We start from the raw sequence: 4503 nt of genomic DNA, 5'->3' as shown, positions 1-4503 counted from the left end.
TACCGAACGTGCCGGTCATCCTGGTTTCATGGCGGGTCGCCCGCGACGATTTCGGCTCCGAGCGCTTGCCGCTTGCCGATGTCACATTGCGCGACCCAGTAGCCATGGCTTCGCTTGAAGCGGGGCTGGCCTTCGCGGCAGATAACAACCGCCAATGGCGCCAGCGATGCGCGTCGCAGCGGGAGTCCAGCGCGCACGAGTCAGAGTGAGCAGCACGCGAGGCGAAACTTGATAACTGTTGCAACGAACGCCTCGGCCACCGGCGTGCTTTTCGTTCAAGATCACCCTGACGGATCATGCCACGAAATCGCTTCGCTTGCGAGTTCCGGTTACCGCGTAGATACTGCGTTTAACCTGTCTGCCTCTTACGAGGCCCTGATCCGTCATCCCGGAGCGCATGACATTCTTCTGGTGCGCTCGAAGGGATTAGGACCGTTAGACGAAACACTTAAATATTTGTCTGCGCTTCGCAAAGCGTTACCTGAAATCGTCGTAATCCTGTTGTGCGACGAGCTGTTGCTTGACAAATGCGGCTTAGAAGAACTCGAGATCGCTGACGTCCAGTTGCGGGATCCAACACCGCCCACAATCTTGTGCTGTGCCGTTTCCATTGCCAAGGTAAACAATAAATTCTGGCGTGAGCGCCAAACCGCTTACGCCCGCTCAGCGGTCTGAGGCAGCTTATTCGACTTGCGCGTTACGGGCCAACAGCGCCGCCTCTGTCCGGTTCTTGACCTCAAGCTTGCGAAAGATTGCCTTGACATGAACCTTGACGGTCGCTTCGCTGATTGAAAGCGTATTCGCGATTTCTTTGTTGCTCTTGCCATGGGACAAATGGCGTAGCACCTCGTATTCGCGGGGCAAAAGTTTGGTGCGAATGGCCTTGACTGATGTGCTCTCTACAGAGTTTTGAAAGTAGCCTGCCGGCAAGTAAGTTTCGCCTGCCTGCATGAAACGGATCGCGTTCAAAAGGGATTTCGCCGGCAGCGTCTTGGGAATAAAGCCGACAGCACCATGGGCAAGCGCCTCTTCGGCCACAATAGGTGAATCGTTGCCGGTCAGGATGGCGACTTTCTGAGCCTTGCCGGTGCGTCGGATTCTTTCAATGCCCTCCAGCTCGTTCATGCCCGGCATCTTGAGATCTAGCAAGACGAGGTCATAAGGGCCTACTTTGTCGACCTGTTCCAGCGCGGCATCAAGGTCGGCCACGAAATCGGCGTCAATATCGTCTGCCTGCCGGAACAGGGCTGCCAGGGCATCCCGCAACAATTCGTGGTCATCGGCAATCAGGATCTTCATGTCTTGTCTCCGGAAATGTTCGTCACATGTCGCGCAGCGGTGACCAACTCGACAGCGGAAATCGGTTTGCCCAACGCGGCATCGAAGACCTCTTGCCCAAGGTCACCACAACGGCTGCGCCAATCAGGCAATGCGCTGACAAGAATAACAGGCAAGTCCGGCACATGGGACTTCGCAATGCTGGCCAGTTCCGCGCCGTTCAATTCAGGCATATCATAATCGGTCACGATCAGGCTCCAAGCGGTGGGTTCATCCCGGACGGCCTCGGCCACGTCGCGCGGATCGCTACAGGCTACGACCTCGGCACCGGCCCGTTCCAAGTATTCACTGATGACATGCAGTACGTCACGGTTGTCATCCACGACGAGGATACGCAGGCCATCCAACCGGCCTATTTCCCCCTCGGTTGGGTTGGACGGAGCCAGACTGCTTACCCTACAAACAGCTTTCACAGGGATATAGACCTTGAACGTACTGCCCTTGCCCCGCTCCGATGACAACGTGACCGCGCCCCCGTAATCGGACACCAGACTGGCCACGACCGACAATCCAAGGCCGGTGCCATCGTCCTGCTTGGTGGTAAAGGATGGCTCGAAGACTCTCTTATGCAACTGCGGGTCAATACCGACCCCTGTGTCGGAAACCTGGATCACACAATAGTCCCGGCCAGGCATGATCCGTCCAATCTGTACGGCAGACCCATCGTGATCGGCAGCCGTAGCTGAACACAAACATATATTGATTTCGTGTGGCTGCTCCGTTGGGATCTCCCGGATCGCATCACGGGCATTCAACCCAAGATTTAACGTCATCTGGACGATGTCAGTGGCATTGGCATGCGCGACGACCGGATTTGCGGGAAGTGCCACCTTCAGCGCAGTATCGTCGGCCAAGCTGACCCGCAACAGGTCGCATGCTTCTTCCAGCGGACGGCGCAGGTCGATATCACCACGCGGCGATGGTTTGCGTCCGAGTTCGAAAAGTTGCGCAACCAAGTCAGCGCCGCTTTGGCTGGCCGCCAGAATTCGGTCGGCGTTTTCCTCTACGTCGATGCCGTCTTTAACAAGACCAGCCACGCCAGAGATCGCCGCTAACAGGTTGTTGAAGTCATGCGCGATGCCGCGGCTGAACTGGGACAGAATTTCGCGGCGTTGGGCGACTTGCAACCGTTCACGCAACTGCGCCTGGACCTGCAAATCCTTCTTACGCTGGGTCACATCACGCGCAACACATAGAATTCCGTGATCCTCGCGCATGGTCAGGGAGATTTCCAGCGGAAAGGTATCGCCATTCTCGCGCCGCCCCAGAACCTCGCCTTGCCAACTGCCGACGCGCTCCAGCTCCGGAATGACATGGCGTTCAAGGTATTCCCTGCTATCCGGCGGATGAAGCGCGCGCCAGTGATGGCCGGGGATGCTTGCGCGGTCAGAAAGGCTGAACAATTGCAGCATGGCGCGATTCATATAGATGACCTCGCCATGCTTGTTGGCAATGCCGATCCCGTCGCGAGAGGCGTCCATCGCAGCAAGCCTTTCTTTCTCGGCACGCCGGACAGACTGCTTGTAATCGGTGATGTCGATGCGCAGCCCCACCTGCCCACCATCGGGGGTACGACGTTCGATGATCTGCAACCAGCGTCCACTAGACAGTAATTGCTCGGACTGATGCTCGGCCTTGCGATGCTTGGCCAAGCGCTCGGCCAGCCATTCCTCTTCGCGCCCGACGGCCTCGGCATATTCGCCCCGGGCCAAGCCGAAGCGCAGGATTTCCGTAAAGGTGCGCCCCGGTTCCAGTACCGGCGCGGTCAGCGGGTAATAATCCTTGTAACGATGATTACACAAAACCAGCCGATCTTCGGCATCGTAATATGCAAAACCATGGGGCAGCGCTGCAACCGCCCCCTTCAACCGTTCCTCGGCAGCGATCAGTTCGCAAGTGCGCTTGTCCAGAGCCGCCTGGTAGACCTTGCGTTCCGTCACGTCGGTCTGGACCGACATGAACCCCTCAAGTCGACCATGTCCATCGTGCATCGGCTGGATGCGCATTTCTGTCCAGAAGGGCGCCCCGTCCTTGCGATAATTCTGAATTTCGATAGTAGCCACTTCACGCGCGGTGATGGCCGCATCTATCCGAGCTGCGCTGATAGGGTCAGTGCTCGGCCCCCGCAGGAAATCGCCAGGCCGCCGGCCTTGGACCTCTGCATGACGATAGCCGGTCTGCCGTTCGAATGCCGGGTTCACGTAGTCGATACGCCCTTCGGCATCGGCCAGAATGACCTGATCGCTCATTTCCTCGACAATCCGCCCCAGGCGCTGGACATGCTGTCGCCTGTGCCAATCTTGCGTAATGTTCCGCACAACGGCGACAACATTGGGCCGCTGCCCCAGGTCTGCCCCCCCCTGCCGCGCGGCTGCAATCGAGTAGAAGCGCCGGCCATCTGGCGTATCCAACGGCACATCCTCGCGCCGGGCGCTCCCGGTTTTCAGGGTCTGCTCCAAAATCTTTTGGGCGATCTCGGCAGTTTCAGGCGGCAGCGCCTCTTGCAGCGTGTAGCCGATCACCTTGTCGGGCGGCAGCACCAGCATGTCGTGGTCCTGCGTCTTGTAAGACAGGAACCGGCCATCAGCATCCAATTCCAGCACCAGATCCGGGATCGCGTCAAGGATCGCACGGAAACGATTACGTTCAGCTTCGACCGCGTGATGGGCGGCTTCGATCTGCTGCTCCGACGCGCGCCGATGCAGAAGGGCCTGCATCGCCAAAGCGGTGGATTGCAGAAGGCGGATCTCTCCTGGCAGGAAATCACGGTATTCGCGCACTGCGTCCAGCCCGACGAACCCCACAATAGATCCGTCAACAACGGTTGGCAGCGCCACAAGCGACTTGATCCCCTGCATCAACAGGGTCTCTTTCTCGGGTGCCTCATCCGGCATGGCCAGAACATCGGAAATGTGGACAGCTTCGCTGCGCTCGAAACGCTCGAACCAATGCGCTGCAATTTCTATCGGCACCCCCTGCAATTCCTTGATCATCGGGGGAATACCGGTGGCGCACCATTCATGCGTATTATCCAGAAGTACCGCATCGCGGACCTGGAACAGGTAGCTGCGGTCGGCACCGAAAAAGGAACCGATATCGGCCAGCACATTATCGATCACCTGATCGGCATCGGCCGGGGCCGTGCTTAGGAGCCTGTCGAAAATG

Annotated in this window: 4 protein-coding genes; 2 read left to right on the top strand and 2 right to left on the bottom strand. The window is 58.2% G+C overall.

The genetic code is table 11. The annotated features are described in order from the left end of the window. Positions 1–209: iron-containing alcohol dehydrogenase (locus EV656_RS16670; protein ID WP_165919033.1), on the top strand; the 209-nt coding region annotated here is incomplete at its 5' end. Between the two features lie 55 nt (positions 210–264). Continuing rightward, positions 265–675 (top strand): hypothetical protein, encoded by a 411-nt coding sequence (locus EV656_RS16340; RefSeq protein WP_132605843.1) that lies wholly within the window; start codon positions 265–267, stop codon positions 673–675. Between the two features lie 6 nt (positions 676–681). On the opposite strand, the gene EV656_RS16335 is transcribed toward EV656_RS16340, so the two are convergent. Further along, on the bottom strand, positions 682–1299 hold the full coding sequence (locus tag EV656_RS16335) for a response regulator (protein ID WP_132605841.1): 618 nt from the start codon (positions 1297–1299) through the stop codon (positions 682–684). Next, complete coding sequence (locus EV656_RS16330) at positions 1296–4457, bottom strand: PAS domain S-box protein (protein ID WP_200276911.1); 3162 nt, start codon at positions 4455–4457, stop codon at positions 1296–1298. The genes EV656_RS16335 and EV656_RS16330 overlap by 4 nt, the downstream gene beginning before the upstream one ends. Between the last annotated feature and the right edge of the window lie 46 nt (positions 4458–4503).

Origin of the sequence: Rhodovulum adriaticum (assembly GCF_004345735.1) — a bacterium.
In the GTDB taxonomy this organism is placed as follows: domain Bacteria; phylum Pseudomonadota; class Alphaproteobacteria; order Rhodobacterales; family Rhodobacteraceae; genus Rhodovulum; species Rhodovulum adriaticum.
Note: the sequence above shows the minus strand (reverse complement) of the source record. Positions and strands in the feature narration are given on the sequence as shown.

What these genes read in the sequence shown, in the direction of transcription:
- EV656_RS16335 (WP_132605841.1), bottom strand. Translation starts at nt 1,299, where the DNA reads ATGAAGATCCTGATTGCCGATGACCACGAATTGTTGCGGGATGCCCTG.